This window comes from Luteibacter sp. KNZ12-1A, from assembly GCF_056755675.1.
Window position 1 is genome coordinate 1 of sequence record NZ_JBPGXU010000039.1, and the last position, 26,801, is coordinate 26,801.

The window sequence follows — 26,801 nt, forward strand, 5'->3', positions numbered from 1 at the left end:
TGTCCGGGGCGTTCGCCGGCACCTCCAATGTCACCGGCAACGCGGTGGCGATGGCCCTTGGGGGCGGGGCGACGATGGGTGCCACGGGGTTCGTGGGCCCCGTGTACCGTGTCCAGGGCGGCTCGTACAGCACGGTCGGCGACGCGGTGGGTGCGCTCGACGGCGCGCTGTCCTCCCTGGACACCCGCGTGAACCAGCTGGAGTCCGGTTCCGGCGGGAGCACCCTTCCGGGAACGGCGCCGGTGCGGCGCAACAACGTGATGTCCGCGTCGGTCGCCAGTGCCGCTGTCGCGGCCCCGATGGTCGCGCAGGACGCGTCCGCCCCGGTACAGGCGGCGGCCGTACCGGTCACCGCCGCCGTCGTCGACGGAACGGGTAACGGCACCGCCATCGGGGCCGGCAGCTACGCGAAGGACCCCACCGACCTGGCCGTCGGCACCAATGCCAGCGTAGGCGCCGACAATGGCACCGCCGTGGGGACGGGCGCCACGGTCACGGCGGCGGCGACCAACAGCGTCGCGCTCGGCGCCAATTCCGTGGCCGACCAGCCCAACACCGTCTCCGTGGGAAGCGCGGGGGCGGAGCGGCGGGTGACCAACGTCGCCGCCGGGACGGCGCCGACCGACGCGGCCAACGTGAGCCAGGTCGACCAGGCCGTCGCCACCGCGAAGTCCTACTCCGACCAGGGCGATGCCGCGACGCTGAGCAGCGCCAAGGCATACACCGACCAGAAGTTCGGCGACGTCGTCAGTGGCGGGGCGTTCGACGAGTACAAGCGCACGGTGGATCGCCGCTTCAGCAACCTCAACGACCGCCTTAACAAGGTGGGCGCGATGGGCGCGGCGATGTCACAGATGGCCTTCAGCACCCAGGGCGTCAACGGCGACAACCGGCTCGGCGTGGGCGTGGGCGGATACAAGGGTCAGGGCGCCCTGTCGGTCGGCTACTCGCGCAGCCTCTCGTCCAACGCCAGTCTCACCTTCGGTGCCGCCGTGAGCGGCGGTGAGACCTCTGGCGGTGTTGGTGTAGGCGTGGGCTGGTAAAACAACCCGGGCGGCGCCCACAAGGCGCCGCCAAGTCCTTGAAGCCGGTGGAAACGCCGGCTTTCGTTCGTTACGCCGAGTCGCGAAACGCAGCGATCGCGGTCGCCGCCGACGCACGGTATGTGCTACCAATAGCGGCCCGTCCGGTCAGGAACGATCGGCCGGACGACGTAACCAACGGACCGTGATGGAGATGGCATGTCTGCGATGACCGAGCATAGGGATATGCTTACCGGGGAACCGGGAGAAGTCCAGGTGTGCGCGCACCTCGTCGCGCATGGCCGGCTCAAGGATGCCGACCTTGCGCGGGCCCGCCGCCTGCACGATGAAACGCCGGAGGGTACGCTCACGGCGCTGATGGCGCGGCTTGGCCTGGTTTCCGAGCGCGATCTCGCCGATGCGTGGACCGACCTGCTCGGCCTGCCCTTGCTCGCGGCGAAGGACGCGCCGGAACTGCCCCCCGCCGATACGGAACTCTCGCTCCGTTTCCTCAAGCAATACCACGTGGTTCCCGTCCGCGACGGCGATGACGGCGTCGTCCTGCTGGTGGCCGATCCCGCCGATCCGTATCCCCTGCAGGCCGTGCGGCTGGCGACCGGGCGTGACATCCCGCTGCGCGTCGGCCTGCGCTCCGAGATCGACGATCTCATCGAACGTTATTACGGCCAGGGCCGCTCCGCGATGGGCAGCATCGTCGAGAGCCTGGACGGCAACGCCGCCGTGGAAGACGATGTCGAGCACCTGCGCGACCTCGCGTCCGAGGCGCCGGTGATCCGGCTGGTCAACCTGATCCTGCAACGCGCGGTGGAACAGCGGGCGTCGGACGTGCACATCGAACCGTTTGAGAACCGGCTCAAGGTGCGCTACCGCATCGACGGTGTCTTGCATGAGGTGGAGGCGCCGCCATCGAGTTCCACGGCGGCGGTGATCTCGCGCGTGAAGATCATGGCGCGTCTCAACATCGCCGAGCGCCGCCTGCCGCAGGATGGACGCATCCAGCTGCGTGTGCAGGGCAAGGAACTCGACCTTCGCGTCTCCACCGTGCCGACCAGCTTCGGCGAATCGGTGGTGATGCGTATCCTCGACCGCGAATCGGTGGTGTTCGACTTCGCCTCGCTCGGCTTCACCGACCACTTCCGTGGCCGCTTCGTCGAAGTGCTCGACCGGCCGCATGGTATCCTCCTGGTCACCGGCCCCACCGGCTCGGGCAAGACGACCACGCTGTACACGGCCCTTTCGCAGATCAACACGCCCGACGTGAAGATCATCACGGTCGAGGACCCGGTCGAATACCAGATCGAGGGCATCAACCAGATCCAGGTCAAGCCGCAGATCGGGCTCGACTTCACCGGCGCCCTGCGCTCGATCGTCCGCCAGGACCCGGACGTCATCATGATCGGCGAAATGCGCGACCTGGAAACCTGCCGAATCGCGATACAGTCCGCGCTCACCGGCCACCTCGTGCTCTCCACGCTGCACACGAACAGCGCGTCGGGAGGCATCACCCGCCTGCTCGACATGGGCGTGGAGGATTACCTGCTCGGTTCGACCGTCAATGGCATCCTCGCGCAGCGCCTGGTGCGCCGCCTGGACCCCGAGACCGCGATTCCCTACGAGGCGCTGCCCGAGGTGATCGAGCAGTTCGAACTGCATAAGTACACGGACGAGCGCCCCATCCGCCTGTGGAAACCCGGCACCAGCGCCACCAATCCCACCGGCTACCGGGGCCGGCGCGCCATCATGGAATTCCTCGTGATGAGCGATCCGTTGCGCCGGCTCGTGATGCAACGCGCCGACGCGGGAGAGATCGAGCGCCAGGCGCGTGCCGAAGGGATGCGCACCATGTACGAGGACGGGCTGGCCAAGGCTGTGGCCGGCATCACGACGATCGAGGAAGTCCTGCGCGTCACGCAGGAATCGTAGGCCTTCGCATGAGCCAGTTCCGCTATCGAGCCATCAGCGCCGCCGGCGAGGCCCTGACGGGCCGCATGGAAGCCTCGTCCGTCGAGGACGTGGTCGCGCGTTTGCACGACCAGGGACACACGCCGCTCGAAGCCGCGCCGGCCGATGGCGAATCGTCGGGTGGCGGGATCGCCGCGATGTTCCGCAAGGGCGCGTTCACCGGAGACCAGCTCGCCCAGTTCACCCACCAGCTCGCCACGCTGCTCGGTGCGGGGCAACCGTTGGACCGCGCGCTCGGCATCCTGCTCGACCTGCCCGAGGGCGAACGTGCGAAGAACATGGTGGAGCGCATCCGCGACCGGGTGCGCGGCGGTACCACCCTTTCCACGGCGCTCGACGAGGAAAACGGCGTGTTCCCCCGGCTTTACGTGAGCCTGGTGCGCGCTGGCGAGGCCGGTGGTTCGCTGGACGAAACGCTGCGACGTCTCGCCGATTACCTGGAGCGGTCGCAGGCCTTGCGCGGCAGCATCATCAATGCGTTGATCTATCCGGCCTTCCTGATGGTCGGCGTGCTCGGCTCCCTGGTGCTGTTGCTGGCCTACGTGGTGCCGCAGTTCGTGCCGATCTTCGCCGACATGCAGGTGCCCATCCCGCTCATCACCAAGGTGGTGCTGGCGATCGGCACGGTCATCAGTGACTGGTGGTGGGCCATTGGCGCGTTCCTCGCGGTGCTCGCCATGTTCCTGCGTCTGCGCCTGCGCGATGCGGAGACGAAGCTGGCTTTCCACGGCCGCCTGCTTACGATGCGGGTCGCGGGGCCCTTGCTGCTCAAGGTCGAGACCGCGCGCATCGCCCGCACGCTGGGCACGTTGCTGAAAAACGGCGTGCCGCTGCTCTCGTCCCTCGCGATCGCGCGCCAGGTCACCTCCAACCGTGCCCTCGACCTGGCCCTCGAACAGGCCGCCGAGCGTGTGAAAGGGGGTGCCGGCCTCGGCAGCGCGTTGAGCCAGACGGAGCGTTTCCCGCGGCTCGCCCTGCAGATGATCCAGGTCGGCGAGGAAGCCGGCGCACTGGATACCATGTTGCTCAAGGTCGCCGACACCTTCGACGTGGAGGCCAAGCGCGCCATCGACCGCTTGCTTGCCGCGCTCGTGCCGACCCTCACCATCGTGATGACCGTCATGGTCGCCTTCATCATGGCGGCGATCCTGCTGCCCCTGCTCAGCCTTACCAGCAACATCAACTGATCAAACCGTTCCAAGGAGTTTTCCCATGCGCGCGAACCGTACCCTCCGACACCGCCACGCCCGCGGCTTCACGCTGCTGGAAATGCTCGCCGTGATCGTCCTGATCGGCATCATCGGCGCCATCGTGGTGACCCAGGTCGGCAAGAACGTCGACAAGGGCAAGTACGGCGCGGGCAAGGCCCAGCTCACCACGCTGAGCCAGAAGATCGAGAACTACGCGCTCGACAACGGCACGCCACCGCATTCGCTCGACGATCTCACCACCAAGCCCGCCGACGCGAGCAGCTGGCAGGGCCCGTACGCGAAGGCTTCCGATCTCAAGGACCCCTGGGGCCATCCGTTCGGCTACCGCTACCCGGGCGAGCACGGCAGTTTCGATCTCGTGTTCTACGGACAGGACGGGAAGGCCGGCGGCGACGGCTACTCGGCCGACGTCGGCAACTGGCAGTAACCGGCGGCGGTGGTACGGGTCACGGCCATGCGCGCACGCGGATTCACGCTGTTCGAGATGCTCGCCGTGATTCTCCTGATCGGGGTCGCCGCGGCGGCGGTCTCGATCCCGGTGACCCAGGGACTGGCCAGTGCGCGGGTCAACGCCGCCAGCGGCGAACTCGCGGCGGCACTGCGCTGGACCCGCGCGCAATCGATCGTGCGTGGCCAGAGCCTCGCGCTGGAAGTCGATACTTCCGCGTCGACCTATAAGGCACCCGGCAAGCCGGATGTGCGCCTGCCCAAGGATATGCGCGTGTCGATCACCAGTGCGCGCGAAGACCAGGCCAACGCCAGCACCGGACGCATCCGTTTCTTTCCGGACGGCAGTTCCACGGGTGGACGCATCACCCTCAAGCGTGGCCAGCGCGAGTGGCATGTCAATGTCGGCTGGCTGACCGGTGCGGTCAGCGTGGTGGACACGCGATGACCCGCACGCGCCAGCAAGGCTTCAGCCTGCTCGAAGTGATCGCCGCCATCGCGGTACTCGCCATCGCCTTCGCGGCGCTCATGCAGGTCGCCGGCAGTTCGCTCAGCCTCACCGCGCGGGCGAACGAACGCACCCAGGCAGCGCTGCGCGCGCGCAGCCTGCTCGACGGCGCCTTCGTGATGGAACCCGTGCGTGAAGGCGGCAGTGAAGGCCGCTTCGACGATACCTACCGCTGGCGCATGAATGTCAGCCGCTACCAGCCACCCGACGAGAAGCCGGCGGCGGACGGATTCGCGGCGGCGGGGATGTATCGACTCGATCTCGACGTGATCTGGGGACAGGGCGGCGACGAACGGCACGCGCGTTTCTCGACGCTGCGCCTGGCCGGGTCGGGCGGGGGTACTCCGCAATGAGACGCGCGTCCGGATTCAGCCTGATGGAAGTGCTGGCGGCGCTGGCCTTGCTGACGATCGTGTTGCTGGGCGTGTATTCCGGCATCAGCACGGCGACGCGTATCGTGCGCAGCGGTGGCGACGCCATCGAGCGCATGGACGAGATCCGCTCGGCGCAGTCGTTCCTGCGTAGTGAACTGGCGCAGGCGCTGGTGATTCCTTTCGGGCAGACCGACGACGGCGATCCGGTCGTCTTCACCGGCGACGATCACTCGTTGCGTTTCGTGGCCCCCATGCCGGGTTACCTGTCGAAGCTGGGCCCGCAGTTGCAGACGGTGTCGCTGGTGGAGGACGGCCATTCGAGTTATCGGCTGGAGGTGGCGCTTGCCTTGTTGCCCCCCGACGGCGGCGATCCCCAACCGCTCGGTGAACCCGAGGTCCTCCTGCGCGGCATCGGCAAGGGCGCGTTCGCCTATCGCGGCATGGACGATCAGAACCGGCCGGGCGACTGGCAGGACACGTGGACCGACACGCGGCGCATGCCGTCACTGGTGCGCATCGCGCTGGATGTGGGGGGAAACGTGGCCTTTCCGACGCTCGTCGCTCCGATCAGGATCGATCCCTCCGCCTCGCGCAATGGATTCGGCATGATGCGCGGCACGCGCGGATCGGTGCTGCGGTGATCGCGCGTCGCGACCGTGGCGTGGCCCTGCTCATCGTCCTGTGGGGCTGCACGCTTCTGGCGATCATGCTCGGTGGTTTCGCCGCGCTCGCCCGCACCGAGGGCTTGCAGGCGCGCTACCAGTTCGCGCAGACGCGCGCGCACTATGCCGCGGAGGCTGGCGTCATGCGGGCGATCGAGGGACTGCAGACACCCGATGCCGCGTCTCGCTGGGTGGCCGACGGACGGCCTTACGTATTCGCATTCGACGATGCGAACGTCAACATCACGATCGTCGACGAGGATGGCAAGGTCGACCTCAACGCCGCATCCGGCGATGTCCTCACGGGCCTGTTCAAGGCCGCCGGTGCGACCGACGACAAGGCCGGGAGCCTGTCCGCCGCCATCCAGGACTGGCGTCGTCCCGGCGACGCGGCATCGCCCAATGGCGCCAAGAAGCCGCAGTACGAGGCCGCGGGCCTCGCGTATGGGCCGCGCAACGGACCGTTCGCCACGGTGGAGGAGGCCCGCATGGTCCTGGGCATGGACGCGCGCCTGTGGACGATGGTGGCGCCCGCGCTAACGATCTGGTCGGGACGCGAGCGACCCAATACCGAACACGCGCAGCCGTTGGCGCTGGCGTCCATTCCCGGGCTGGGCAGCGCGGGGGCGGACGCCATCCTGGCGAGCCGTGGACAGAGCAGCGGCGCGGCCGTCGCGGGAGGCAACGGTGTCACGCACACGATACGTGCGGAGGCCATCCTTGACGACGGAACCAGGAGTTCCCTTACATCGACGGTCCGTTTGCGTGGGATAAGATCCGGAAACCAGCCCTACGCTGTTTTGCGTTGGCGCGAAGGAGATGTTGAATGAGCACATTGCAGGAAGCCTCCCAGGTTCAGCTCGACCGCCTGCGCCGTGCCTGGCGGGGTAGCGCGCTGCCTGGTTTCCTGCGCTGGTGGGGCGGTGAGCTCGCCGCCCTGGTGCCGGTGCGCTGGCGCGCGGCGTTCGCCGGCGGCGAACGCTGGTATGTGGTCGAGCGCCAGACTGACGGATGGCGGTTGCGCCGCTCGGGGGAGTCGGCCGTCCTGGCAGAAGTCGCGGATATCGACGACGCGGAACACCGGATAGCCGTGCTGGCGCGCGCCCTGTCGGAGGCCGACCCGGCGGACCGCCGGATCGCCCTGGTACTGCCCACCGCGCAGGTATTGCGCCGCCGCCTCGTCTTGCCTGTCGCGGCGCGCGACAACCTGCGCCAGGTCGTGGGCTACGATCTCGACAGGCAGACACCCTTCCGTGCGGAAGACATCCATTACGGCGTACGTGAACTCGGTGGGGGCGGTCCCGAAGGGCGTTTCGTCGCCGAACTCGCCGCCACGCCGCGGGCGACGCTCGACCCCCTGCTCGACGAGCTCGCATCGCTGGGCGTCGCCCCCGATCGGGTCGACGTCGCGCAGGGGCATGCGCTTGCGGGCGTCGACCTGCTGCCGCCGACACGTGCACCGCGTCGCGTCGACCGGCGCCGACGACTCAACGCCGGCCTGCTCGCGGTCATGGGGCTGCTGCTGTTCGCCGTCATGGCCGCCTGGTTGCACAACAGGAACGCGGCGCTCGAAACCATGCGCGCCGATGTGGAGGCGATGCAGGGTGACGCGCAGCGGGTCAAGGCACTGCGCCAACGGCTCACGGAGAGTGCGGGTGCCTCCGGGTTCCTCGCACGCAAGAAAACGGAGACCGCAGCGGTCCTTCCCGTGCTGGAAGAACTGACACACCGCCTGCCGGATGACACCTGGCTCGAGCGCTTCACCCTCAACGCCAGCGGCCAATTGGGGTTCCAGGGCCAGAGTCCCCAGGCGGCACGCCTGATCGACGCATTGAAAGGTGCCCGTACGATCGGCGACCCGAGTTTCCAGGGCACCATCCAGGCCGACCCGACCTCTGGCAAGGAACGTTTCTATATGCAGGCCAAGGCACTCGTGCCCAAGCCGGACGCCGTGCCGGCCAAGGCCATCGCGGCGGGGCCGGCCGCCAGCGCGTCGGCCCCCAAGCCAGCGCAGGCATCCACGACGCCGGCGAAACCGGCATCTGTCCAGGGCAAGGAGACCGCCGATGCGCATGAAGCCCGCTGAATCCCGCATCGCCGCCATCCTGTTGCTCGTGGTGGCGATCGCGATCGGCTACTTCGCCCTCGTGCACTGGTGGTTTGTCGCACCACAGTTGACCGTCGCCGACGAAATGAACGACCTGCGCGATACCCAGCGCCGCTACGCGGCGGCTATCGCGGAACGGCCTCAACTCGAAAAGCGACTGGCATCGCTGGAGCAGGGGCAGACCCATAGCGACGCCTTCCTGCCCGGTGACGACACCAACGCCGCCGCCGCCGGCCTGATGCAGCGCATCGTCGACGTCGCCGCCGCGCATCGTGAAGACGGCGCGTGTGATGTCGTCCAGAAGATGCCTGTGCCCAGCCAGGAGAAAGCCGGCGATCCCTACCGAAAAGTGACGGTGAACATCAGCCTTCGTTGCCAGATGCAACCGATGACGGCCGTGTTGCACGATATCGAGGAAGAAACCCCGTACCTTTTCATCGAGGACTTCAGCATCTACCGCAATCCCGTGGCCGCGCGCTCCGGCGCGGCCGTACCGATGGAGGTGCAGTTCACCGTATCCGGTTACATCCATGCCGCGCGCGCGGCGAAGGCGGCTTCGTGAACGCCGCGGGACAACGCAGGCTGACACCTGTCCTCACCACCGCCACGTTGGCGCTCGCCGCGGTGCTCGCTTCCCTTGTATTCGGCGTAGGACGGGGGGTGCATTGGGACGACCCGGTGGCCGCCGAACCATTGCCGGCCGCGCGTCCGGTGGAGATGCCGGCGCCCACACCGCTCGCACGTTTCGCCGAAGTCTGGCAGCGGCCCTTGTTCATGGCGGACCGCAAGCCGGTCGCCGTGGCGGATACCGACGATTCGTCGAGCAACATCGGCGACCTCGAGTTGACCGGCATCATCATGACGCCCGAACTACGCATGGCCTTGCTTCGCGATCGTGGCAAGGATTCCACCGTGCGGGTGAAGGAAGGCACCGCGCTCGCCGACGGCCACTGGACCCTCGCCTCGCTCACGCCGCGCAGCGCGGTGTTCGACAACGGCGGTGAACACCGCGAGTTGACGCTGAAAGTGGCCGCTCCGGAACCTCTTACGAAGAACGGCCAACGGCCTCCCGGCACGCCGCCCGGTCAGCCCGGTTCGCCGCAACAACCACCTCGTGCACAACCCACGTCATCAGGCAATGGCGTTCACGTCGAGCAATTGCCGGCGCAAGGCATGACCGGCCCCGCGCTTCCCCACCCGGCATCGTCGTCGTCGGCTCGTGAGGCACCTCCCCGGCAGGATGACGACGCCCTTCAGCGGGCCCGTATAGAGGCCTTGAAGCAAGCCGTGCAAAAACGTCGCATGGAACAGCAGCAACAACGCCAGCAATCATTGGATTCGCAGTAGCGGGCGCTCGACGCGCCCCCAGGGAAGGAGGAGCAACACCATGAAACGCAGCATTATCGGCTTGGCCGTGCTTTCGGCCTTGCTGACGGCGGCCTGCGCCCCGCATAAGCCCCGACAAGGGGCCGGAGCTATCGAACGGGCCGCACTGGAAGGAGTGGACCGGCCTGTTCCTTCATCTCTTCCACTGGCTCCGGAGGAAGGCGGGGTATCGGATGTTCCCCGCGCTACACACTCTTCCGTCGCCCGGGAAATCGAACACGGAAGCGGTCGCTTCATACGCCCCCGCGCGGCCGATGTGCCCCGTCCGGCGGTGACCGGCAAGGGCGCGGTGACGTTGAATTTCGAGGACCAGCCCGTGGAAGCGGTTGTGAAGGCCATCCTCGGCGACTTGCTCGCCGAGAATTATTCGGTGGCTCCCGGTGTGCAGGGAACCATTTCCTTCTCCACCTCGCGTCCCGTCTCGCGGGAAGATGCATTGCCTATCCTGGAAACATTGCTTGCGTGGACGGGTAACGCACTGGTGCGTGAGCACGGCCGCTACAGTGTCCTGCCGGCGCACCAGGCGGTAGCCGGACGCCTGGTACCGAGCCTCAAGGCCGCCAAGCCGGCAGCCGGCCTGAGTGCGCGGCTCTTTCCCCTTCACCATGTGGCGGCACCGGCCATGGCCAAGTTGCTCGCGCCCTTCGCGGCCGCCGACGCCATCCTCCTCGCCGACGCCGCGCGCAACGTACTCGTCGTCGCGGGGACCCGCGACGAACTGGCCAATTACGGCGAAACGATCGACACCTTCGACGTCGATTGGGTCGCCGGCATGTCGGTCGGTGTGTTCGGCCTGGAGCACGCATCGGTGGGCGAACTGCTGCCGGCGCTCGATTCGGTGTTCGGCGAGAAAAGCGGTGCGCCCGTCGCTGGGTTGATCCGGTTCATGCCCATCGAACGAACCAACGCGCTCGTCGTGATCGCCACGCAGGCGGCGCATCTCGACCAGGTGGGCGAATGGATCGCCCGTATCGATCGTGGCGGTGGCAACGAACCCCGCCTGTTCGTGTACGACGTTCGCCACCTGCTGGCATCCGACCTCGCACGCTACGTGGCGAACGTCTTCGGCGGCTCGGCTTCGGACCAACCCGCGCCCACGCTGGCGCCCGGGCTCACGCCATCGGCATTGGGGGAGGGTGGCGATGCCAATGCGAGCGAGGGGAATGCCGGTGGCGATGTCCATTCGACCGAGCAGTCATCGTTCTTCCAGCCACCGCAGGCGCATCCGCCCGCGGCCACGGGTGGCGACCGGGCATCGGGCATCCGGGTGACCGCTATCGATACCAACAACCAGTTGATGGTGAGGGCGCGTCCGTCGCAATGGTCGGAGATTCGCCAGGCGCTGGAGCGGCTCGATGCGATACCGCTTCAGGTGCAGATCGAGACCCGCATCCTCGAGGTTACGCTGCGGGACGAGTTCCGTTTCGGCGTGCAGTGGTATCTGGAAGGCATGGCTGGCGGCAACGGTGGCGTGGCCCAGCCAGGCAACAAGCAGCGGTGGGCACTGGGCGGAGGTCCTGGCTTGAACGGACGGCCGGACACGCTTTACTACTCGTTCGTCAACAAGGATCTCCAGGTCGTCCTGCATGCGATGCAACAGGACGACAACGCGAAGATCCTTTCGGCGCCATCGCTGGTCGTGGTGAACAACCGCAAGGCGCGCATACAGGTCGGCGATCAGATCCCGGTGACGCAGACATACGTGAATACCTCGCTGGGAGGCAATAGCCAGGTGGGGCAGGTCGAGTACAAGGACACCGGTGTCATCCTCGATGTTCGCCCCCGCGTCAATCCCGGTGGCCTGGTTTACCTCGACGTCGCCCAGGAAGTGAGCCGTGCGGGAATCCGTCTGGGCGACAACGTGCCGATCATCAAACGCAAGCTCACCACGCAGGTAGCCGTGCAAAGCGGGCAGACCGTCCTGCTGGGTGGACTGATCCAGGAATCCGAGACCCGGTCGCGCAGCGGCGTGCCTTTCCTGTCACGCGTTCCATTCCTCGGCGCGTTGTTCCGCACGAACATGGATACCGGGGAGCGTACCGAGCTGATCGTCCTGATCACGCCGAAGGTCATCACCGGTGGCGAGGACGCCAAGCGGGTGTCGGACGATTACCGGCGTGCGTTCCGCTCGCTGCGGCCCTTCGAGGCAGCGGCGGAGGTCGCGCCGATCGCGGCCGGAGACACGGCGGAAGGATAGGGTACGTGGCCGCGGGGACGCCGGCTTGCGTACCATAGCCGGTACATGAGTCCTGTCTTTCCCATCTCCCCGCTGCTCCCTGAGATCGTGGCCTCGCTGGCGGAGCGGCCACGTCTCGTACTGGAGGCACCGCCCGGTGCCGGCAAGACCACCCAGGTGCCGTTGGCGTTGCTGCATGCGCCATGGCTGGCCGGCGGTCGTATCGTCATGCTCGAGCCGCGACGGATCGCGGCCCGGGCGGCTGCGTCGTTCATGGCGAGGCAACTCGGTGAAGATGTCGGCGAAACGGTGGGCTACCGTATCCGTTTCGAGTCCCGCGTCGGCCCGCGCACCCGCATCGAGGTCGTCACCGAGGGCATCCTGGGCCGGATGATCCAGGACGATCCAACCCTGGACGGCGTCCGTGCCGTCGTCTTCGACGAGTTCCACGAACGTCATCTCGCGGGGGATCTCGGTGCGGCGCTCGCGCTGGACGTGCAGGCGAGCCTGCGGCCGGACTTGCGCCTGTTGGTGATGTCGGCGACGCTGGATGGCGAGCGCATCGCGCAATGGCTCGATGCGCCAAGACTCAGTAGCCCGGGGCGCAGTTTCCCCGTACGTATCGAGTATCCGCCGGTGCGCACGCAGGAGACGATGGAGCAGCACCTGGCGCGCGTCGTGTCGCAGGCGCTTCGGGAGGTCGATGGCGACGTGCTCGCCTTCCTGCCCGGGCGCCGCGAGATCGAGCGCGCGCGTGCGATGCTCGAGCGGCAGGTCGAAGGCGCGGAGATCGTCGCCCTTCACGGAGAGCTTTCCCTGGCCGAACAGCAACTGGCGTTGGCGCCGGCCGATGCGGGTACGCGTCGTGTCGTTCTTGCAACCAACGTGGCCGAGTCCAGCGTGACCTTGCCCGGGATTCGCGCGGTCGTCGATTCGGGCCTTGCACGCGAACCACGCTTCGATCCGCCCTCCGGCTTTGCACGCCTGGAAACGGTGAGCATCTCGCAGGCTTCCGCCGACCAGCGCGCGGGTCGCGCCGGCCGTGTCGCCGAGGGCGTCGCGTACCGGTTGTGGCCGCAGAGCCAGCGCCTGGACCCGTCCCGGACGGCGGAGATCGAACATACCGAACTTTCCGGCCTCGCCCTCGAGCTAGCCGGTTGGGGCACCGATGAATTGCCATGGCTCGATGCGCCACCGGCCGGCGCGATGGGCCAGGCGCGTGACCTGCTGCGCCGCCTCGGGGCGCTGGACGAAGCCTCCACCATCACCGGCCTGGGCCGCGAGATGCTGGTCCTGGGCGCGGCGCCACGCCTGGCGGCCGCGGCGTTGCGGGCGGCGCCCGAACACAGGGCATTGGTCGCGGACTTGCTGGCCCTCGTCGAGGCGAGATCGCCCCTGCGAGGCGAGTACGGCCGCTCGGACGATTTTCGCCAGCGCCTGGCCGCCCTGCATCTCTGGCGCGATGGCGGTGCCCGCGCGGCGCGCGCCGGCTCCGCCGACGTGGGCGCGCTTGCGGCCATCGAGAAGGCTTCCTCCGGATGGCGCCGACGGCTCGGCGCACGCACGGCCGCTAGCGGAGTCCCCAACGCGCACGCGATTGGCGATCTGCTCGTCCATGCCTATCCCGATCGGGTCGCGCGTCGTGATGACTCGCAGCCGATGCGCTACCAGCTGGCCAACGGCCGCGGCGCGCGCTTGCACGAAGCGAGTGCCTTGCATGGCGAACCTTGGCTCGTGGTGCTGGACCTGCGCCTGGATGCCCGTGACAGTCTCGTCTTCGCCGCCGCGCCTTTCGACCCCGACGTGCTCGAACGCGACCATGCGGACCGGTTCGTCACCGAACGCGTCCTGCGCTGGGATGACGCGCGGCAAATCGCCGAAGGTTTCGAGGAACGTCGTTTCGACGCGTTGCTGATTTCGCGCAAGGCCATTCCTGTCACGGGTGCCGATGCGCTACCTGCGCTGCTGGCAGCGATACGGGCGCGCGGCGTGGCTGCGTTGCCGTGGAGCGAGCAGGCCCTGCGCCTGCGCGCGCGGATCGGAGCATTGCGTGCGTGGCGTCCGGAACTGGGCTTGCCCGACGTATCCGACGACGCGTTGACGCGCACGGTCGATGCCTGGCTTTCACCGTACCTCGGCGGGAAGCGGCGGATCGAAGCCGTGCAGGCCGCCGAATTGTCGGAAGCCTTGTCATCGATGCTCGACTACGAGCAGCGCCGCGCCCTCGACGCACATGCGCCGGAAGAGCTCAAGGTACCCAGCGGCATGAGCCGCCGGCTCGTGTATGGCACGCGCGATGACGATCCGGGTGCACCGCCGGTACTCGCCGTGAAGTTGCAGGAATTGTTCGGCCTGTCCGACACGCCTCAGGTGGGCGACGGACGCGTGTCGGTGATGCTGCATCTGTTATCGCCGGCGGGACGCCCGATCCAGGTCACGCAGGACCTCGCCGGGTTCTGGAATCGTACCTACCCGGAAGTCAGGAAGGAACTGAAGGGGCGCTATCCGAAACACCCCTGGCCCGACGATCCGTGGACCGCGGTGGCGACCCATCGCGCCAAGCCGCGAGGTACATGACCGTCGCGAAAGGCCGGTGACGACCGACACGCCTTGCTGCCCGGGATGGGAGCTCTCCAGGGCTTGCCTGATGGCATGTGACAAGCGGTCTTGCTCGAATGTGAGGCCACCTGCGCGGACGGCCGTGCACGAAAGGAATCGCCATGTCCCTGTCGCTCCCTCGGATGCCATATCCGGCATCCGTCTTCGCCGCATTCGATCCCGTGCTCTTGAAACCGGGACGCGGCATCGCCGCCCTCGCGATCGCCGTTTGCTCGATGGCACGGGTCGCCGGCGCGACGACGCTTGCCACCGATCCGATGACCGCGCTCATCCGCGAGTACTCGCGGGAGGGCGGCGGTTACGCATACCTTAGCAGCGGCAACGACGAATCCTACGCGCGCTACGTTCTCGATCGGCCCTCTTCACCCTACGCGAACATCCAACGGTCACCGCTTCCCTCGCCGGACGCACCCACACAGCGCGCTATCGAAAGCGTATCGACACCGGAACATCCCGTGAATGTGCGCGATCTCCATGACATGAAGGTATGGGATCTCGGCTTCACGAAGGCCCGGATATCGAACGAGACCTTCAGGATGCCGGCGGAATTCCGCTACCTCCCGGGTGCGTGGAGCATCGTGAAAGCCGGCATCGAACCGGATATCTACGCCCAGGCCATCCGTAGCCAGGGCCTGGAGCATCCGGCGATGACGGCGAACTACGCGCTCGCCGCGCAATTGCTGCGGGCGAAGTTGGCGGCGACACCTTCTTCCCTGTGGAAAACCCGAGGTCTTCGCCACGACGTGCTCGATCGATTCGTGGGAGGCGAGTTCATGCAAGCGCACGATTTCCACTATCTGATCCAGTTCCTCGACGGCGTCCTGGCGGCGTGGGATGCCGGCTCGACGAGTGCCTACGGTTTTCGTCAGCTGCCGGCAGCGCTACGGCTGGGGCGCATCGCCGCGGCGTACCGGCAGCGCCTTCCGTTCGAGCACGAGCCCTGCCTGGAAGACGGCAGGCATGACCCCGGGCACGCAGGCATGGGCGCTTTCGACCGGCGGCCACTGTGCTTCGACGATGCGACGGACAGGGCCGTCCATGTGTGGTACGCGCACGAACTGGTGCGGGAACTTGCCTCGATCCCTGATGAAGCGAATGGGAACGTCAGTCTTGCGCAGCGCATGGCGGCGCCCTTGCGCAGCAGCCGTCAGGGATGGATCGGTATACGCCGGCCCGATGCCGTCGCGGAGGTCACGCGTATCGAGGTGGTGCAGGCGAAGGTGGCCGGCCAACTCCTGGTGGAGGGGGATGTGTCCTACCGTGATGCTTTCGGCGCATCCAAGCGCGCCTTGCGACTTTCCTGTGGGAGGCGGCCATGAGCATGACCGTCCGGCGCCGGATGACGACCGTGCTCGCCGTGGTATTCATCGGCGTGTCGGCCGCGGGATATCCATGCTGGGCCAAGGATCTCCCTCAGGGCGGCGTGACATTGCTGTCGATCGACCAGGACGACGACCACATGATGCAGACATGGATCGGCGTCGCCATGAACCACTATGCGAACGCCATGGCGGGTTGGCTCGTCGACGCGTCCAGGGACCATGGGGGCTATGTTTCCGTGCGGGCTCTCTCACGATTTCAACAGCAATTGCGCAGGGCGACATTCGCTCATTTCGAATACCGTTACGTCGTGGAAGGAGTGCCGTTCACCCGGACCTATCTCGCCGCTTCGGGAAGAGGATTCAGGACGTACATCGACCCGGGGGAGCCGGGGTTGGTCGCGCCCTCCGAACCGGACAGCGAGTACTTCAAGCAGGACGATGTGGTCACGTTCGCGATGGTCGCGACGGCTACCGAAGGCTCCGAGGTCCTGCCGCAACCCGGCCGTCCGAACGGCCCCAATCGCGGCAACGATGCCGAGATCAAGGTGCTCCAGGCGATCATCCGGGATATTCACGAAGGAACCGTCGCACCGGCCGGTCATCTGCTCGGCTTCGTCAGCAAGCAACCGTGTGAGTCATGCGACCCGGCGCTGCGCCGGTTCGCCGTCGAAACGGGCTCGGAAGTCCATGTGAACTACGTTTTCGGGGCGAATCAGGATGGCTTGCGGACGCCGGCATGGGCGGCGCTCCGCGAGGCCCGCCAAGCCGTCGTCGACGACCTCGTCACCATGTTCTCGGCACCCGCGGCGAGCACGTCACCGGACCTGGAAGATCCCCTCGACGACGATTCCTCGTCGGCCTCGGTTTGCAGGCGGCCCTGAGCGATACCTAGGCCAGGGCGCGCACCCTGAAGTTACGGCCCTTGATCTTGCCTGCGCGCAACCGTTCGAGGGCCTTGTTGGCGAGGTCACGGCGAATGGCGACGTAGGCACGGGTGGCGAAGACATCGATCTTGCCGATGTCCTTGGCATCGAGGCCCGCATCGCCTGTAAGCGCACCAAGGATATCGCCCGGTCGCATCTTGTCCTTGCGGCCGCCGTCGACGACGAGCGTTTTCATGGGCGCGAGATTCAGCACCTTGCGGGCTTCGTTTGCCGGCTTGGCCGGGTAACGAACGAGCGGGCCACCGAGGCGGTCTTCGATCTGGCGAAGCTTGCCCAGTTCACGCGAGCTGGCCAGGACGATCGCCAGGCCAGTCGCTCCTGCGCGACCGGTACGGCCGATACGGTGTGTGTGCGTATCGGGATCGTGGGCCACGTCGTAACTGACCACCAGCGGCAGGTTCGCGATATCCAGTCCGCGGGCCGCCACGTCGGTGGCGACGAGGACCGAGCAACTCCGGTTGGCGAAACGGACGAGGACCTCGTCACGATCGCGTTGTTCGAGATCGCCATGCAGGGCAAGCGCGGAAAAACCGCGGCGATCGAGTTCCGCCGCCACGGCTTCGGTGTCCTTGCGCATGTTGCAGAACACGAGGGTCGCCTCGGGCTTCTCCTGGGTGAGGATGCGCGTGAGCACATCGGCCTTGACGGCAGGTTCGACCTCCACCGCGCGCTGCTCGATCGTGGTTTCGTCGTGCGATTCCTCGACGGTGACGGTTACCGGATCGTGCTGCACCCGGCCACTCACTGAGCGGATGGCATCCGGATAGGTTGCCGAAAAGAGCAAGGTCTGGTGATGCTTCGCGATTCGCTTGACGATGTCGTCGATGGCTTCCTCGAAGCCCATGTCGAGCATGCGATCGGCCTCGTCCAGTACCAGCACCTTGATGCCTCCACCATGCAGGCTGCCGCGCTTGAGGTGTTCCTGCACGCGACCCGGCGTGCCGACGACGATGTGTGGATCGTGTTCCAGCGAGGCCAGTTGGGGGCCGAGCGGCATGCCGCCGCACAGGGTCAGCAACTTGACGTTGGGCAGGTTCGTCGCCAGGCGGCGAATCGATTTGCTGACCTGGTCCGCGAGTTCACGGGTGGGGCACAGGACGAGTGCCTGCAAGCGGATCTGCTGTACGTCGATGCGTTGGAGCAGGCCGAGCCCGAAGGCGGCGGTCTTGCCGCTGCCGGTGCGGGCCTGTGCGATGACGTCGCGCCCTTCGAGGATGGGCGGAAGGCTTTCCCTCTGGATCGGGGTCATCGATGTATAGCCCAGGTTCTCCACGGCGGCCAGGAGGGCGGGAGACAGGGGCATCTGCTGGAAATCATTCATGGGACGTATGATCGCACGCCCGCGCATGCGCGGCTCCGTCCGGCGCGATGCCGGCCGGGCCGGCCGCGGCCGATCACCATTGTGTACGTTGCGGCAGAAGGCCGCGAAGTTCGGCCTCGGTAAGGTTTCGCCATTGTCCCGGCTTGAGGTGTCCGAGCTTCACGTTGATGACGCGCACCCGGCGCAGTTGGGTCACGCGATAGCCGAATTCGGCCGCCATCAGGCGAATCTGCCGGTTGAGGCCCTGCGTGAGAACGATCGCGAAGCCGAACTTCGCGATCTTCCGGACCTTGCAGGGCCTGGTCATCTGGCCGTGGATACGCACGCCCTTGGCCATTCCCTTGAGGAATTCGTCCGTCACGGCCTTGTTGACCGCGACGAGGTATTCCTTCTCGTGGTGGTTCTCCGCGCGCAGGATCTCGTTGACGATGTCGCCGTTGCTGGTCAGCAGGATCAGGCCTTCCGAATCCTTGTCGAGCCGCCCGATGGGAAAGATGCGCTGCGGGTGATCGACGAAGTCGACGATGTTGCCATCGACCGTGGTATCCGTCGTGCAGGTGATTCCCACGGGCTTGTTCAAGGCGATGTACACGCCACGGCTCTTGACCGGGCTGGCGACGAGGGTGCGCGCCACCACCACTTCGCCGTCCACCTTCACGACGTCGCCATCGAGCGCCTTGGCGCCCATGCCGACGACCTCGTCGTTGATCGTGACCCGGCCGGCGACGAGCAGTTCGTCGGCCTCGCGGCGCGAACAGATTCCCGCTTCGCTGATGTACTTGTTGACCCGCATGCGCCTAGGAGCGCAGGCCCACGCCGCGGCTGAGCAGGCGCAGCGCGATCGCGGACAAGCCCACGACGAACACGAGCATCACCACGAAGGCCGTGACGATGGGTACGTCGCTGACGCCCAGTACGCCGAAGCGGAAGGCGTTCACCATGTACAGGATGGGGTTGACCAGCGAGATGCTGCGCCACGGTTCGCCGAGCAGGTCCACCGAGTAGAACACGCCGCCGAGATAGGTCAGGGGCGTGAGCACGAAGGTCGGCACCAGGGCGATGTCGTCGAACTTCTTGGCGAACACCGCATTGACGAAGCCGGCGAGCGAAAATACGGTGGCACCCAGCACGACCGAGAGGAAGGTGGTGATGGGATGGGCCACGTGCAGGTCGGTGAAGAACAACGCGATGACCAGCACGAGGGCGCCGACGATGACGCCGCGGGTGACCGCGCCGATCACGTAGCCGAGCAGGATGACCCAGTTGGGCATCGGCGATACGAGCATTTCCTCCACGAAGCGGCCGAACTTGGCGCCGAAGAACGACGAGGAGATGTTGCCGTAGCTGTTGGTGATGATGCTCATCATGACCAGGCCGGGCACGATGTATTGCATGTAGGTGAAGCCATGCATCTGGCCGATGCGGCTGCCGATCAGCTTGCCGAAGATGACGAAGTACAGCGTCATCGTGATGGCCGGCGGAATCAGTGTCTGCGTCCAGATGCGCATGATGCGCATGATTTCGCGACGGACGATGGTGCCCAGGGCGACGAGGTTGGTCGAGCCGCTCATGCCACGTTCTCCCGGCCATGCTCGACGAGGCGGACGAATAGTTCCTCGAGGCGGTTGGCCTTGTTGCGCATGGAGGTGACGGTCACGCCATGCGTCGACAGCGCGGCGAACAGGGAGTTGAGGTCGTGTGCGCGGGACATTTCGGCTTCGATGGTGTGGTCGTCCATGGCGCGCAGGACGACGCCGGGCAGGACCGGCAGCGAGGCGGGCACGCTCGACACGTCCAGAACGAAGGTTTCCACATCGAGCGTGGCGAGCAGGCTCTTCATGGTGGTGTTCTGCACGATGCGTCCATGGTCGATGATCGCGATGTTGCGGCAGAGCTGCTCCGCTTCCTCGAGGTAATGCGTGGTGAGGATCACCGTGGTGCCGGCGGCATTGATACCGCTGACGAACTGCCACATCGAACGACGGATCTCGATGTCGACGCCCGCGGTCGGCTCGTCGAGGATCAGCAGCTTCGGCTCGTTCATCATGGCGCGGGCGATCATCAGGCGGCGCTTCATGCCGCCGGAAAGCATCCGTGCCTGGTGATGCGCCTTGTCCCACAGGCGGAGTTCCTTCAGGTACTTCTCCGCGCGGACCGACGCTTCGGCGCGGCCGATGCCGTAGAACCCGGCCTGGTTCACGCAGATATCGAAGGGTTTCTCGAACTGGTTGAAATTGATCTCCTGGGGGACCAGGCCGATCAGCCGCATGGCTTCGCTGCGATTCTTGTGGATGGACACCCCGAATATCTCGGCATCGCCCGACGAGGCGTTCACGAGGGAGGACAGGATGCCGATCAGGGTGGACTTTCCGGCGCCGTTGGGCCCGAGCAGGGCGAAGAAATCGCCCGGCTGGACGGTGAGGGAGATGCCCTTGAGGGCTTCCACGCCGTTGCCGTAGGTCTTGCGTAAATCGTTGACGTGTAATGCGGGAGTGGTCATGGGCTGCGCCGGGATGACAAGCCGCCTATTATACCGGGCTTTGCCGGGTCGCCTCGTTCCCCGGCGTCAACAGAGACTTTCCATGGCCGAACAATTCCAGCTCCGCCTCGCCGACAGCTTCATGCTCGCGCCCACCGTGCGGCACCTGTCCTTCGAGCGGGTGGACGGCCAGCCGCTGGCCTTCGTACCGGGCCAGTTCCTCCAGGTGCACTTCCATTACGACGACGGCAAGCCGACCAAGCGCAGCTATTCGGTCGGCACCGTGGGCGACGGCAACGGCCCGGTGGAACGGATCGAGATAGCGGTGAGTTATGTCGACGGAGGCGCCGCGACCAGGCTGCTGGGCGAGCTGGAGCAGGGTGGCACGATCGACGCCAGCGGTCCGTACGGCCGTTTCTGCCTGATGGAGGCGGACCGGAACCAGCGCTATATCCTGATCGCGACCGGTACCGGTGTGACCCCGTACCGCGCCATGCTGCCCCAGATGGAAGCCCTGATGGCCAGCCGGGGCTGCCGGTTCGTGCTCCTCTACGGCGCACGCAACGAAGGGGAGCTGCTCTATGGGGAGGAGTTCGAGGCCTTCGCCCGGACCCACGAGGGCTTCACCTTCCACCCGTGCCTGTCGCGCGGCGCCCGGCCGAATCCAAGGCCGCACGACCGCCTGGGCTATGTGCAGGACATGCTGGCCGAACTGGAGCCATCCGGTGAAACCGACATCGCCTACCTCTGCGGCAACCCGAACATGGTCGACGCCGCGTTCGCCGCCCTCAAGGAGCATGGGCTGGCCGTCCAGCAGATCCGTCGCGAAAAATACATCTCGTCGCGTTGACCCGCCCGGTGGGGCCGATGGGCCGATCAGCCTATAATCCGCCCCCATGCATGCTTACGTCGCCCCGTCCCACCTTTCGGCCGAGATGCGGCGTTACGCGACGCTCGACCAGCGCCTCCTCGCCGCAGTCCGCGCCATTCGTATCCTGGCCACGATCTCCTGGCCCGCATCGGTGGAAGAGCGCCTGATCGCGGAGTTCGGCGCCGGACGCCTGTCGATCCCCGACATTCGCTACCGCCCGCCGGATCTCGGCGAAACCCGGGCGGAACTCGAGGCGATCGAGGCGGAGGTCGACGAGGACCATCCCATCGCCGAATACCTGCGGCGCACGGCCGAATCCTGGCGGATCGCCACCCTCATGCTGGAGGCGGCCGGCACACGTGGCGTCACCGAAGCGTCCATCGCGCTCTACGGCAAGCCGGGAGATGCCATTCCGGGCAGCAACCGGAGCAACCTGGACGCGGCCCGGTACTTCGTGAACCTGGCGGACGAACTGGGCGCCGACCTGGACACGGAAGACGCAACGGGCAGCATTCCCGCCGAGGAGCTGCGGCGGGACATGTCGGAGCGGCTGGACGCCTTCTTCGCCCCGGGCACCATTTCCGTGGAGGTCGATCCCGAGCTCACGGCGAAGGCCGCGGCGGGTGCCACGCGGATCCGCCTTCGTGGTGGCATGCACTTCACTGAATACGACCGCCACCAGTTGCTCGCGCACGAGGCCTTCGTTCATTCGTTGACCGCCTTGAACGGACGCGAGCAACCGGTGCTCGCGTCGCTGGCACGCACGTCGCCACGAGTGACGGCGACGCAGGAAGGGTTGGCTGTCTTCGCCGAGCTGATGTCGGGAGCGATCGACATATCGCGCTTGAAACGCATCAGCCTGCGCATCCTCGCTATCGACATGGCCCTCAACGGTGCCGATTTCGTCGAGGTGTTCCGCTATTTCCGCCGTTGTGGGCAAAACGTAGCGGACAGTTTCCACTCGACGCAACGTGTCTTTCGTGGCGTACCGCTCACGGGTGGATCGGCGTTCGCCAAAGACAACGTGTACCTGAGCGGCTTGCTCGCGGTGCACACGTTTTTCCGCTGGGCGCTGCGCCAGCGACGCCTGGACCTCCTGCGCAACCTCTTCGCGGGAAAGCTCGCGTTGCACGATGTCATGAGCCTCGAAGCCCATTTCGAAAGCGGAGACATCGTCGTTCCACGTTACCTGCCGCCATGGATGCAGCACGTGCACGGGCTTGCCGGAAAACTCGCTTTCTCGCTGTTCGTGAATCACATCCACATGGCGGGTGTCGAGGCCGAGGAAATCTCGCTCGGCCTTTGATATCCGGCTAGCGGAGGATGAGTTCGCCGGGAGACAGTGCGAAGAACCGACCATCGGCGCAGCCTACGCGCAAGCGTGCGTGGCGCGACGTGGGCACGCTCTGGGGTATCGTTATGGTCGCCCGGCCCTTGTTCGGCACCGCGTCCGCCAGCGATACATCCAGGAAGTTGCGTCCTCCATCGAGCGAGAGGTCGATCTGTACCCGGCTACACGAGACCGGGGCATCGACGGTACCGGCCACCTCCCATCGAACCTGCCGCGCCTTGCCACGCTGAAGAGCGGCCCCCGCCTTCGGCAAGGTCACCTCGAACGGCTTGCCAGTGTCGACGACGCGTACGGTGCGATCCGCGGAGACGACATGGGAGCGGAAATCCCGGTTGTCCCTGGCGGTCAGGCGAAAGTGGAGCTCGCGGGAAGTCTCGGGAAACGCGTCACCGCGTCCGGCGGGTTCCTCGCCAAGCAGGACGGACATCGAAGGAAAGGTCTGCTCGCCTTCCGTATGTGGCGTTCGTGAGCGGAACAACGGCCCGGAGCCGGTATCCGCAAGAGTGTCTTCCTTCTCCTGCACGTCGCCGAGGTCCGTTTGCTCGAAGGTATAGGTCATGCGAGCCGCCGGGTCGGCGAACCGGGCCAGCCCCATGAGCCGGAACGGCGTGCGTGCGGGCACGACCATCGGGCGGTGCCAGCCCTGGGTGTCCAGCAAGGGCGCGGGCGACGTGTTCACGCGGGCCTTGGCACAAGTCCCCCCGGCGCTTGCGAGCCATGTCTGGACCTGGTCGATGCTGGTGCCATGGAAGTAGGGATCGCTGCGCGGCTGGAGGTCGTGCGAGCCGCAAATGCCGGCGTAGCCCATCACGGTCGAGCCGCTGCCGGGAGCGACGGCGCTGCCCTCGTCCCGGGCATCCTTGTTGCAACCGTTGAACGTATGCCGTGCGCCGAACTGATGGCCGAGTTCGTGGGCGACGAAGTCCACGTGGAATGCATCCTCGAAGGGGCGCGTGCTCCCTGTCATGCCCGCCGCCTTGGAATACTGGCGTTCCGCGTGCTTGCCGGACCATGGCAGGCAGGTATTGCCGATGGCCCCGGCCACCCCGGCATCCCGCTGTCCGTCCATGACATGCCCGACGTCGAAAGCGTCCTTGCCGATCACGTCCTGGACGACCTTCACGTTGTGCAGTGCCATCTTCCAGTCGTTTCCGGCCACCTTGGAGAAGGGATCGGCACTGGCCGCGGTGAACACGAGCCGGTCGTTTCCCTCGGCGAGCACGAGGTGCACGCCGAGGTCGTTCTCGAAAATCTCGTTGATCCGGTTGACGGTGCGGACGATGCCGGCAAGGCCGTCTTCGACCGTGCCGCCCATGTGTTTCGTGTAGGAGTGGGTAGCCGACATCGCGATGCGGAACGTACGCAGGACGGCGGTGGCGCTGCCACGGGCCGTGGCCGCCCGCGGCAACGCCGCCATGGCGTCGATCATCTCGCCATGCTCTTGTCTCTGGGTGGTTGGCGCGTCGGCGCGGCGGAAGACGATATGCGAGCGAGCCGACGAGCGCCCTGTCTGCCTGCCCGCTGCTTCCGGCTGGACCATCCAGTCGCCCTCGCGGTCGCGGACCGAGGCGTACAGACCGCCGGCCGTCATGTCGAGCCTTACCCGGCGGCCGTCGCCGTCGTGGCCCTTCAGGCTGCCAAGGGCGGGAAAGCGCGCGGCGAGCCCGGGCGGCAGCACGGCGGAGTCTTCGAGTTCGAAGTCGGTCGTGCCACCGCCCGGCAAGGGCAGTGCGACGACACGCCGCGCGGAACCACGTGACGCGCGGTTGATCTCGGCCAGTGCGTCGGTATCCAGCGTGACGCGCCGGAATTTCGTGGGCTGCGTGGTGGCGGTGCGCGCGGTGCTGGCGACGAGCGGCGTCGGGGCGTCGCTCCACAGTTCGCGTGCCAGGGCATCGTCGACGGCGACGGTAGCCAAGAGGGTGATGATGGCGAGGGGCAGGGGGCGGTACTTGCGCATGGGGAATCCTTTCGGGGAGGCAGCCGACGTCGTCGGGCGACTCATGAAACCTGATTGCCACACCGCGATCTGTAGGCTTATTCCTGTCCGGCGCGTCAGTGGCTTGCGACACGCCGGATGGCGAAGGACCGAGGCGAGACGGCGAAGAACGGACGCCAGTCACAGCCCACCCGCAGGCGTGCCCGCTCGCTGGTTGCATCCGGCGGCAATGGGAACCACGCCTCGCCATCGTTGGGCTCGTCGACGGCGAGTGCCGGCGTCAGCCATGTGCGGCCGTCGTCGAGCGAGAGATCGATCGATACGAAGTGGCAGGAAATCGGTGCCAGGTCCGTGTCGGCGACATCCCAGCGCAGGGCCATGGATTGTCCGGCGAATGCGGCTGGCGAGGAGCCATCGTCGAGCACCGCGAACGGCCTGCCGGTATCGACGACCAGCAGGCGCGTGTCGGCATGGGCGACCGTCGATGCCTCGCCGCCGTTGTCGCGGACCGTGAGGCGGAAGTCGAGCGAGCGCGTGGCTGTTGGATATGCCTCGCCGGGTCCGGCCGGTTCGTCGCCGAGCACCACCGCCATCCTGGGGAACACCCTTCGTCCGCTCGGCGTGGGTGGGAACGAACGGAAAAGAGGCCCGTCGTCGTGCCCAGCCAGCACGTCGCGGCGGCCGATGGCGGCGTCCATCTGATCCCACGCGTAGCTCAATCGCCGGCCCTCCGTGACCGGCTCGGCCCGCGCGTCGAGAACGAACGGCGTGCGTGCGGGGATGACCGCTTGCCCGGCCAGCGAGGCTGGGTCGATCCATGCCGCGCTGGCGGGGTTGATCCACCGGAACGCACAGCCGCCTCCGCGCGATGCCAGCCAGTCCTGCATCTGCTCCAGGTTGGCCGCGTGGAAGTAACGGTCGGCGTGCGCCTGGAGCGGACCGTCGTGTCCACAGGCGGACGGTGCGAAGCCCATCGCGGTGCTGCCGCTGCCCGGTTCGAACGCCCGGCCCTCGAGCGTGGCGTCGGGGCATCCACCGGCCGTCGGCCAGGCGCCCAGCTGGCGGCCGAGGACATGGATCATGAAGCCGACGGCTTCGGAGGTGGCGGTCTCGGGATGGGCGTGTCCGCTCCAGGCGGCCGCTTTGTGCGTGGCCAGGAAATCGGCGTCGCGGGCATCGCTGCAAGACGTGCCGACATGGCTTTCTCCGCCGGTGTAGTCGGTAAGGGCATGGCCGATATCGTAGTTTCCCGCACCGATTTCCCGGTCGATCAGGTTGGCGGCCGCGGGACCGGGATCTTCGTGCCTGAAAGGATCGCGGGACGGCCGGGGGCGGATCAGCCTGTCGTTGTCCGCGACCAGGGTGAAATGCACGCCCACATCGGTCTCGAACACCTCGTTCGCCTGGTTCACCACGTGGACGATTTCCGCGAGGGCTCCCTTCGTCGTGCCGCCGAAATGAGCCGCGTAGCGGCTGCTGGCAGCCACCGCGATGCGGAAGTCATAACGTATGCCGCCCCCTCGCGAGGCGGAGCGATCCCCGGCGACGGGACGTGGCAGGGAAAGGCCGTCCGCGGCCATGGCCGCGAACGAGGCCGTGCCGGCATCGTGTGCCGGCAACGCACGCCATTCCGCCGCCGTGCGTGCGCGTGTCGTCCATTCGTGCGGTCCGTCCCGCACGCTCATCCTCACGCCACCCGGCGAAAGGTCGAGCCGGACCGTCCTTCCATCGGCGTCGATGCCGCGAAAACTGCGCAAGCCGGGAAACTTAGCCGCCAACGCGGGCGGCAGCGTCTTCGAGTCGCGCACACGAAACAGGCCGTGCCGGCCGTCGCCCAGCGGGAGATACACGGATGTCGCCGTTCCGCCGTCCATCGGCAGGCGAGCCAGCTGCTTCCTGAGCTCCGCGAGCGTCGAGACGTCCGCCATGGCCCGTCCGGCCGTGGGCATGCAAAGGACGGCACCCGCGAGCGTGGCGCGAACGAACGTGAGGCGAAGCATGGCGATCCCTGCATGACGAAAGGCCACCGAGCGTACGCAGGCGCACGGCCGGGCAATGCAGGCTTGCATGCCGCCGATA

General features: G+C 66.8%; 23 protein-coding genes. 17 read left to right on the plus strand and 6 right to left on the minus strand.

Going from position 1 to position 26,801, the window contains the following annotated elements; translation table 11 throughout:
- The 15 genes from ACR9ZJ_RS10070 to ACR9ZJ_RS10140 form a co-directional block, all read left to right on the plus strand.
- Positions 1 to 1,043: YadA-like family protein (locus ACR9ZJ_RS10070; RefSeq protein ID WP_481287677.1), on the plus strand; the 1,043-nt coding region annotated here is incomplete at its 5' end.
- Positions 1,044 to 1,250: 207 nt separating this feature from the next.
- The gene (gspE, locus tag ACR9ZJ_RS10075; protein ID WP_481282730.1) at positions 1,251 to 2,966 is read left to right on the plus strand and encodes a type II secretion system ATPase GspE; all 1,716 of its coding nucleotides are present in this window, start codon (positions 1,251 to 1,253) and stop codon (positions 2,964 to 2,966) included.
- A gap of 8 nt (positions 2,967 to 2,974) precedes the next feature.
- Complete coding sequence (gene gspF, locus ACR9ZJ_RS10080) at positions 2,975 to 4,192, plus strand: type II secretion system inner membrane protein GspF (RefSeq protein WP_481287678.1); 1,218 nt, start codon at positions 2,975 to 2,977, stop codon at positions 4,190 to 4,192.
- A 25-nt stretch (positions 4,193 to 4,217) separates the two neighbouring features.
- A complete protein-coding gene (gene gspG, locus ACR9ZJ_RS10085; RefSeq protein WP_306851228.1) occupies positions 4,218 to 4,643 on the plus strand; it encodes a type II secretion system major pseudopilin GspG in 426 nt (141 codons plus the stop codon).
- A gap of 27 nt (positions 4,644 to 4,670) precedes the next feature.
- A complete protein-coding gene (locus ACR9ZJ_RS10090) occupies positions 4,671 to 5,111 on the plus strand; it encodes a GspH/FimT family pseudopilin (protein WP_481281729.1) in 441 nt (146 codons plus the stop codon).
- Positions 5,108 to 5,524 carry a prepilin-type N-terminal cleavage/methylation domain-containing protein gene (locus ACR9ZJ_RS10095; protein WP_481281728.1) on the plus strand — a complete coding sequence of 139 codons (417 nt, stop codon included), beginning with the start codon at positions 5,108 to 5,110 and terminating at the stop codon, positions 5,522 to 5,524. Before ACR9ZJ_RS10090 ends, ACR9ZJ_RS10095 begins: the two co-directional genes overlap by 4 nt.
- The gene (locus ACR9ZJ_RS10100; RefSeq protein ID WP_481287679.1) at positions 5,521 to 6,186 is read left to right on the plus strand and encodes a prepilin-type N-terminal cleavage/methylation domain-containing protein; all 666 of its coding nucleotides are present in this window, start codon (positions 5,521 to 5,523) and stop codon (positions 6,184 to 6,186) included. The genes ACR9ZJ_RS10095 and ACR9ZJ_RS10100 overlap by 4 nt, the downstream gene beginning before the upstream one ends.
- Entirely contained in the window at positions 6,183 to 7,037 is an 855-nt protein-coding gene (locus ACR9ZJ_RS10105; RefSeq protein WP_481281726.1) for a type II secretion system minor pseudopilin, read from the plus strand. Before ACR9ZJ_RS10100 ends, ACR9ZJ_RS10105 begins: the two co-directional genes overlap by 4 nt.
- Positions 7,034 to 8,293 carry a PilN domain-containing protein gene (locus ACR9ZJ_RS10110; protein ID WP_481287680.1) on the plus strand — a complete coding sequence of 420 codons (1,260 nt, stop codon included), beginning with the start codon at positions 7,034 to 7,036 and terminating at the stop codon, positions 8,291 to 8,293. Before ACR9ZJ_RS10105 ends, ACR9ZJ_RS10110 begins: the two co-directional genes overlap by 4 nt.
- On the plus strand, positions 8,274 to 8,876 hold the full coding sequence (gspM, locus tag ACR9ZJ_RS10115; protein WP_481287681.1) for a type II secretion system protein GspM: 603 nt from the start codon (positions 8,274 to 8,276) through the stop codon (positions 8,874 to 8,876). Before ACR9ZJ_RS10110 ends, gspM begins: the two co-directional genes overlap by 20 nt.
- Positions 8,873 to 9,661 (plus strand): hypothetical protein, encoded by a 789-nt coding sequence (locus tag ACR9ZJ_RS10120; protein ID WP_481287682.1) that lies wholly within the window; start codon positions 8,873 to 8,875, stop codon positions 9,659 to 9,661. The genes gspM and ACR9ZJ_RS10120 overlap by 4 nt, the downstream gene beginning before the upstream one ends.
- Positions 9,662 to 9,956: 295 nt before the next feature.
- A complete protein-coding gene (gspD, locus tag ACR9ZJ_RS10125) occupies positions 9,957 to 11,897 on the plus strand; it encodes a type II secretion system secretin GspD (protein WP_481281722.1) in 1,941 nt (646 codons plus the stop codon).
- A gap of 45 nt (positions 11,898 to 11,942) precedes the next feature.
- Entirely contained in the window at positions 11,943 to 14,453 is a 2,511-nt protein-coding gene (hrpB, locus tag ACR9ZJ_RS10130; protein WP_481287683.1) for an ATP-dependent helicase HrpB, read from the plus strand.
- Between the two features lie 143 nt (positions 14,454 to 14,596).
- Entirely contained in the window at positions 14,597 to 15,814 is a 1,218-nt protein-coding gene (locus tag ACR9ZJ_RS10135; protein WP_481287684.1) for a hypothetical protein, read from the plus strand.
- Positions 15,811 to 16,698 (plus strand): hypothetical protein, encoded by an 888-nt coding sequence (locus tag ACR9ZJ_RS10140; RefSeq protein WP_481287685.1) that lies wholly within the window; start codon positions 15,811 to 15,813, stop codon positions 16,696 to 16,698. Before ACR9ZJ_RS10135 ends, ACR9ZJ_RS10140 begins: the two co-directional genes overlap by 4 nt.
- Before the next feature lie 7 nt (positions 16,699 to 16,705).
- Here the strand turns inward: ACR9ZJ_RS10140 and dbpA are convergent, their stop codons facing one another.
- The 4 genes from dbpA to ACR9ZJ_RS10160 form a co-directional block, all read right to left on the minus strand.
- A complete protein-coding gene (gene dbpA, locus ACR9ZJ_RS10145; RefSeq protein WP_481281718.1) occupies positions 16,706 to 18,082 on the minus strand; it encodes an ATP-dependent RNA helicase DbpA in 1,377 nt (458 codons plus the stop codon).
- A 73-nt stretch (positions 18,083 to 18,155) separates the two neighbouring features.
- On the minus strand, positions 18,156 to 18,875 hold the full coding sequence (locus ACR9ZJ_RS10150; protein ID WP_481281717.1) for a pseudouridine synthase: 720 nt from the start codon (positions 18,873 to 18,875) through the stop codon (positions 18,156 to 18,158).
- Between the two features lie 4 nt (positions 18,876 to 18,879).
- Complete coding sequence (locus ACR9ZJ_RS10155) at positions 18,880 to 19,653, minus strand: ABC transporter permease (RefSeq protein ID WP_481281716.1); 774 nt, start codon at positions 19,651 to 19,653, stop codon at positions 18,880 to 18,882.
- Positions 19,650 to 20,582 (minus strand): ABC transporter ATP-binding protein, encoded by a 933-nt coding sequence (locus ACR9ZJ_RS10160; protein WP_481281715.1) that lies wholly within the window; start codon positions 20,580 to 20,582, stop codon positions 19,650 to 19,652. The genes ACR9ZJ_RS10155 and ACR9ZJ_RS10160 overlap by 4 nt, the downstream gene beginning before the upstream one ends.
- 82 nt (positions 20,583 to 20,664) lie before the next feature.
- On the opposite strand from ACR9ZJ_RS10160, the gene ACR9ZJ_RS10165 reads away from it, so the two are divergent.
- Positions 20,665 to 21,411: an FAD-binding oxidoreductase gene (locus tag ACR9ZJ_RS10165; RefSeq protein ID WP_481287686.1), complete on the plus strand. Its 747-nt coding sequence runs from the start codon at positions 20,665 to 20,667 to the stop codon at positions 21,409 to 21,411.
- 46 nt (positions 21,412 to 21,457) lie between these two features.
- A complete protein-coding gene (locus ACR9ZJ_RS10170) occupies positions 21,458 to 22,738 on the plus strand; it encodes a peptidase MATCAP family protein (RefSeq protein ID WP_481287687.1) in 1,281 nt (426 codons plus the stop codon).
- Positions 22,739 to 22,745: 7 nt separating this feature from the next.
- On the opposite strand, the gene ACR9ZJ_RS10175 is transcribed toward ACR9ZJ_RS10170, so the two are convergent.
- Together ACR9ZJ_RS10175 and ACR9ZJ_RS10180 are read right to left on the minus strand one after the other, a co-directional pair.
- The gene (locus ACR9ZJ_RS10175) at positions 22,746 to 24,743 is read right to left on the minus strand and encodes a reprolysin-like metallopeptidase (RefSeq protein WP_481287688.1); all 1,998 of its coding nucleotides are present in this window, start codon (positions 24,741 to 24,743) and stop codon (positions 22,746 to 22,748) included.
- 95 nt (positions 24,744 to 24,838) lie between these two features.
- Positions 24,839 to 26,722, minus strand: a complete 1,884-nt coding sequence (locus tag ACR9ZJ_RS10180; RefSeq protein ID WP_481287689.1) for a reprolysin-like metallopeptidase — start codon at positions 26,720 to 26,722, stop codon at positions 24,839 to 24,841.
- Positions 26,723 to 26,801 lie beyond the last annotated feature (79 nt).